The organism is Mucilaginibacter sp. (genome assembly GCF_028287845.1).
Lineage (GTDB): Bacteria > Bacteroidota > Bacteroidia > Sphingobacteriales > Sphingobacteriaceae > Mucilaginibacter.
The window spans coordinates 1-5661 of record NZ_JAQBOW010000110.1 but is presented as its reverse complement, the minus strand read 5'-3'; the positions used below and the strand labels follow the sequence as shown (position 1 = coordinate 5661).

General features: G+C 37.2%; 8 protein-coding genes. 7 read left to right on the top strand and 1 reads right to left on the bottom strand.

The genetic code is table 11. The annotated features are described in order from the left end of the window. Window positions 1–203, bottom strand: a 203-nt coding sequence (locus tag JWP71_RS11505; protein WP_299499948.1) for a PLP-dependent transferase, incomplete at its 3' end; no start/stop codon positions are given. Window positions 204–289: 86 nt separating this feature from the next. On the opposite strand from JWP71_RS11505, the gene mqnE reads away from it, so the two are divergent. The 7 genes from mqnE to JWP71_RS11470 all read left to right on the top strand — a co-directional run. Further along, window positions 290–1483 carry an aminofutalosine synthase MqnE gene (gene mqnE / locus JWP71_RS11500; protein WP_299499946.1) on the top strand — a complete coding sequence of 398 codons (1194 nt, stop codon included), beginning with the start codon at window positions 290–292 and terminating at the stop codon, window positions 1481–1483. A gap of 84 nt (window positions 1484–1567) precedes the next feature. Then, the gene (locus JWP71_RS11495) at window positions 1568–2185 is read left to right on the top strand and encodes a histidine phosphatase family protein (RefSeq protein WP_299499944.1); all 618 of its coding nucleotides are present in this window, start codon (window positions 1568–1570) and stop codon (window positions 2183–2185) included. Between the two features lie 8 nt (window positions 2186–2193). Next, window positions 2194–2937, top strand: a complete 744-nt coding sequence (locus JWP71_RS11490) for a menaquinone biosynthesis protein (protein WP_299499942.1) — start codon at window positions 2194–2196, stop codon at window positions 2935–2937. A 434-nt stretch (window positions 2938–3371) separates the two neighbouring features. Continuing rightward, window positions 3372–3845 (top strand): hypothetical protein, encoded by a 474-nt coding sequence (locus tag JWP71_RS11485; RefSeq protein ID WP_299499940.1) that lies wholly within the window; start codon window positions 3372–3374, stop codon window positions 3843–3845. 213 nt (window positions 3846–4058) lie between these two features. Then, window positions 4059–4694 carry a peroxiredoxin gene (locus tag JWP71_RS11480; RefSeq protein ID WP_299499938.1) on the top strand — a complete coding sequence of 212 codons (636 nt, stop codon included), beginning with the start codon at window positions 4059–4061 and terminating at the stop codon, window positions 4692–4694. 133 nt (window positions 4695–4827) lie between these two features. Next, window positions 4828–5025 (top strand): cold-shock protein, encoded by a 198-nt coding sequence (locus JWP71_RS11475; protein WP_144249222.1) that lies wholly within the window; start codon window positions 4828–4830, stop codon window positions 5023–5025. A gap of 118 nt (window positions 5026–5143) precedes the next feature. Beyond that, on the top strand, window positions 5144–5661 hold a 518-nt coding region (locus JWP71_RS11470; RefSeq protein WP_299499934.1), incomplete at its 3' end, for an MFS transporter.

The following is a 5661-nucleotide window of genomic DNA, read 5'->3' as shown; positions in this document are numbered from 1 at the left end:
TCGGCACCATTTTCTAACTGCGTTAACACTTTTTCAAGCGATGTGCGGTTTGGATTAGCCGAACGGCTATATATATAACCTTCATGGTAACTGCCATCTTCTTTACGTTCAAACGTGGTTGATAATACAATGGGTTGTATTACTGCCCCTGTTATATCATCTTTTTGATTGCCTGCATGTATAGCTATGGTTTCCGGTTTCATATTGCAAACTTAAAGTTTTACGGGGAGTTAATAAATGTTACACCATCATTACGTTAACATTTCTTATTTTTGGCAAAAGTTTTTTAATGGGAGCTGAAAATAATTTACAGGTATTATTGCAGGATCCGGATTTATCTGCTGATTTAAAACACATTGCCGGGAAAGTGCTCAATCAGGAGCGTATAACCTTTGACGAAGGTGTTTTACTTTTTGAAAAAGGTGAATTAGGATACCTGGGCGTTTTAGCCAATTACATCCGCGAAAAGCGCCATGGTGATAAAACCTATTTTAACCGGAATTTTCATATTGAGCCTACCAATCTTTGTGTTTACGATTGTAAATTTTGCTCGTACTCGCGCCTGCTAAAGCAAAAAGAGGAAGGCTGGGAGTATACGATGGATGAAATGTTTGATATCGTTACCAAATACGATAATGAACCGGTTACCGAGGTGCATATTGTAGGTGGTGTATTACCACAATATGATGTGCCGTTTTATATAGAGCTGTTTAAAAGAATAAAAGCGCATCGCCCCGAATTGCACGTTAAGGCATTAACACCCGTAGAGTATCATTATATATTTAAGAAAGCTAAGATTGATTACGCGACAGGCATGAAAATGATGCTGGATGCTGGCCTTGAATCTATACCGGGTGGTGGTGCAGAAATATTTCATCCAGAAATACGCGAACAAATAGCTAAAGATAAATGTACTGCCGACCAATGGCTTGCCATACACGAAGAATGGCACAAACTGGGCGCACGGTCAAATGCTACCATGTTATACGGCCATATTGAAAAATACCGGCACCGGATAGATCACATGGATCGTTTGCGTCAATTGCAGGATAGGACGGGAGGTTTCCAAACGTTTATTCCTTTGAAATTCAGGAACAAGGATAACCAGATGTCGCACATTCCGGAAACAACCGTGGTTGAGGATCTGCGTAATTATGCTATATCACGCATCTATCTTGATAATTTCGACCATATAAAAGCTTACTGGGCCATGATAAGCCGTACTACGGCACAATTATCTTTAAACTTTGGTGTAGATGATATTGATGGTACACTTGATGATACCACCAAAATTTACTCGATGGCCGGCGCCGAAGAACAAAACCCGGGTATGAGCACCAAACAATTGGTTGAACTGATAAAACAAGTTGGCCGTTACCCGATAGAACGCGATACCTTATATAATGTAATTACTGATTATAATGATTACCAATTTGCCGAAGAGGTGAAGCCACAGTATTATAAGCTGCCGGTTATTAATTAGTCATTAAATCATTGAGTCATTAGGTCATTATTTTAATGAAAAAGCCAATGACTCAATGAACAATGACTTAATGACACAATATAAATGATAAAAACACTATACATTGTCCGCCATGGGCAAACTGATCTGAATAAACAAGGCATTGTACAAGGCCGTGGCAGGGATACTGATTTGAATGAGGAGGGCCAAAAACAGGCTGATTTATTTTACAATGCGTACAAATCTGTACCTTTTGATAAGGTATACATATCAGCGCTTAAACGTACCCAGCAAAGTGTCCAGCAATTTATTGATCTGGGTATTCCTTATGAAAAACTATCGGGGCTGGATGAGCTGGCCTGGGGTATTTACGAGGGCCAGCCAAATACACCCGAAACCAAGGCAGCCTTTTTAAAGTTAATGCGCGATTGGGTTGCCGGAAGACTAGATAGTAAATTCGAAAATGGCGAAAGCCCTAACGAAGTTAGATTAAGACAATTAGAGGCGCTGCAAATTATCATGAGCCATACCGAAGAGGAAAATGTATTAATTTGTATGCATGGCCGCGCGATGCGCTTATTTTTATGCCTGCTAACCGGAAAGCCGCTTACCGAAATGGATAACTTCCCGCATCAAAATCTGGTATTGTATAAAGTAACCTTTGATGGTGAAAAATTCGATATTACCAGTTTTAACAACTCCGAACATTTAAAATCCGTTTAAACACTTCTGTGAAAAAAATAAGAATATCAGCCGTAAGCTACACTAATACCAAACCATTTTTATACGGTATACAACATACCGACATCATTGATAAAATAGACCTGAGCCTTGATATCCCGGCAGATTGTGCCCAAAAGCTCATCGATGACCGGGTGGATATTGGCCTTATCCCGGTGGCTGCCATACTAAACCTTCCGCATTGGGAAATTGTATCAGATTACTGTATTGGCGCTGTTGGTGCTGTTAATTCGGTATTTATATTCAGCAATTGCGAAATACATGATATCATTAAAATACAACTGGACCCCCAGTCGCGCTCTTCAAATAACTTAGCCCGGGTATTGCTTAAAAACTTTTGGAAGATAGATCCTGAGTTAATTACTAATGCAGCAGACTACTCTAATTCCAATAATGCAACCACAGCCTTTGTACAAATAGGAGACCGCACCTTTGGTAAGAAAGATAAGTACACGTTTGTATATGATTTGGCCGAAGAGTGGCAAAAGTTTACAGGGCTGCCATTTGTATTTGCTGCATGGGTAGCTAATAAATCTATCCCGCAGGGTTTTATAGAGGAGTTTAATAAAGCACTAAAAATAGGTCTTGACCATAGGGCCGAGTTGCTTAAGGAATTGCCGGTCATGGCAGATTTTGATCTGGAAGATTACTTAATGCATAAACTTGATTTTGATTTGACCGATAGCAAAAAGAAAGCCTTGTATTTGTTTTTGGATTATGTAAAAGCATTGTAGGTTTATGGGAAAATGTGCTATCCAACTAAAATGATTATATAAACACCAACTGCATCACCTAAACAATGGGCCACCCCGGGACACTGTAAGACAGGTGCTTTCATGTTTATTTTTATTTCACTATAGTACTGTTGTTAATAATAGTGCCATACTTTTTCTTTAAAATGGTTTGCCTTATTTCTACTAAAACCAGTAAATATTAAACAATTTTTCAGGTTAATTTAATGTAAACAGCCTGTTACAATAAAAACAAGGCGCTTTTTGCCCATTTTTTAAATTCAGATATTGTAATTTATACACTAAGTAAATTGATATAATTTCAAATTACTATAATTAATCGTCATAAATTATGAAATATTCATAAAAATTAAATTTTATTATAAATATTGATAACAAGGCTGTACTTTTGTTATGGATTTAAAATTTAAGAAACTATGAAAAAATTATTCATCACCGCAGCAATCGCTACCATGTTTAGCTTAACTGCATTTGCCGATGGCGGAAAAAAACCATCTACCGAAGCAAGCGAAAAAAATGTAACACTCGCTGCTCTTAATCAATTTAAAAGTGATTTTAAAAGTGCCGACAACGTACTTTGGACAGTAACACCAAGCTGCCAGAAAGTTAGTTTTGTTGATAATAATAAAGATTATACCGCATTTTATAGCTTAAGCGGCGATTATTTAGGCGTTACACAAGATGTTGCCTATACTACATTAGCTGCTTCTGTTAGAACCAAGATAGCTAAAAACTATCAAGGCTATAAAATTAGCGATGTTATAAAATATGATACAAGAAACATTGAAGAGCCTGTAGTATATTTTGTTGCCGTTAAAAATGATGCCAGCGAAATTGTACTAAAAGTAACAGATGATAACAACATCAGCTATTTTAAAAGAGTTAAATAATTGCCCCCATTAATTTGAAGCCCCGTTCTGACAGTTGTTAGGACGGGGCTTTTTTTGTTTTAAGATTTAGTTTAATTACTTAAGTTTATTAGTACCGCCAATTAATTATGTAATGTCTATGTAAATAGTAGAATATTTTTATGGGTAACGCTTGATTATTAAAACAATCACCGTAACTTTAAAAATAAATACAACTACTAAAATATAAACATTATGAGTTTAAGATTAGGCGACAAAGCCCCCGATTTTACAGCAAAAACCACAGCAGGAGAGATAAATCTATACGAATATCTTGGCGATGGCTGGGGAGTATTATTTTCACACCCGGCAGATTATACTCCGGTTTGTACTACAGAGCTGGGCAGAACAGCTGCATTAAAAGATGAGTTTGCCAAGCGCAATGTTAAGGTATTGGCATTGAGTGTTGATTCTGTTGAATCGCACAAAAGCTGGATAAAGGACATTAATGAAACACAGGGAGTTGAAGTTGAATTCCCGATTATAGCCGACGAGGACCGTAAAATTGCCGAAGCTTATGATATGATCCATCCTAACGCTTCTGTAAATGCTACTGTGCGTTCACTGTTTATTATAGGCCCGGATAAAGCTATAAAGCTAATCATTACCTATCCTGCTTCAACAGGTAGAAACTTCCAGGAAATATTACGTGTTATTGATTCTTTGCAACTTACAGCCTATCATAGCGTAGCTACACCGGCCGATTGGAAAGATGGCGAAGATGTGGTTGTGGTACCGGCAATAAAGACTGAAGATATACCCGCGAAATTTCCAAAAGGTTTCACAGAGGTAAAACCATACTTACGCCTTACTCCGCAACCTAATAAATAATTTTATTTGGTTAATTAATTATTTTTATATATTTGAAAAAGCAGTATATTTATTCCACTGATTATTAATACCATTTTGTATTCAGTTTGGCTTAATTATATATCTTAACAAATTTTAATACTATAATAATATTATGAAAACTGGAAAAGTAAAATGGTTTAACACACAAAAAGGTTACGGCTTTATTGTTACCGAAGACGGTAAAGATCTTTTTGTACACTTTAAAGATGTACAAGGCGGCGTAAATGCTATAAAAGATAATGATAGCGTTGAATATGATGTGGAAGACGGCAGAAAAGGATTACAGGCTGTAAATGTAAAAAAGATATAATTTACTAAGCTGAACAAAAGAACCTCTGTAAACCCAGGGGTTTTTTTTTGCCAAAAAATTTAAAAATAGCCTAATTCCTGTTACTTTAGGCCCAACCAATTACTGTAATAATTTATATATGACTGTCGCTGCTTCGGCCAAAACTACCAGAAACGTTTTTTTTTTAGTTCTTGTTGCCTCTTTAGGTTACTTTGTTGATATCTATGACCTTGTACTATTCTCCATAGTAAGGGTTAAAAGCCTGAAAGATATTGGGGTTACTGAAGCCGATATTCGCTTACAGGGTGTGTATGTTATCAATATGCAAATGTTCGGTTTGCTGCTTGGCGGTATAATGTGGGGCATAATAGGCGATAAATTGGGCCGTATTAAAGTGCTTTTTGGATCGATCTTTTTATACTCTGTTGCCAATTTTGTAAACGGCATGGTGCATGATGTTAACAGCTACGCGTTTATTAGGCTTATTGCAGGCATAGGGCTTGCCGGCGAATTAGGTGCAGGCATTACCTTGGTTAGCGAAACACTAAGCAAAGAGCGTAGGGGATACGGTACCACAATTGTAGCTATGATAGGCCTTTTAGGTGCGGTAGCCGCTGCCTGGGTTGGTAAGTACGACTGGCGCACAGCTTACTATGT

Coding starts and splice junctions, on each gene's coding strand:
- mqnE (WP_299499946.1), top strand. CDS start 290: ATGGGAGCTGAAAATAATTTACAGGTATTATTGCAGGATCCGGATTTA.
- JWP71_RS11495 (WP_299499944.1), top strand. CDS start 1,568: ATGATAAAAACACTATACATTGTCCGCCATGGGCAAACTGATCTGAAT.
- JWP71_RS11485 (WP_299499940.1), top strand. CDS start 3,372: ATGAAAAAATTATTCATCACCGCAGCAATCGCTACCATGTTTAGCTTA.
- JWP71_RS11480 (WP_299499938.1), top strand. CDS start 4,059: ATGAGTTTAAGATTAGGCGACAAAGCCCCCGATTTTACAGCAAAAACC.
- JWP71_RS11475 (WP_144249222.1), top strand. CDS start 4,828: ATGAAAACTGGAAAAGTAAAATGGTTTAACACACAAAAAGGTTACGGC.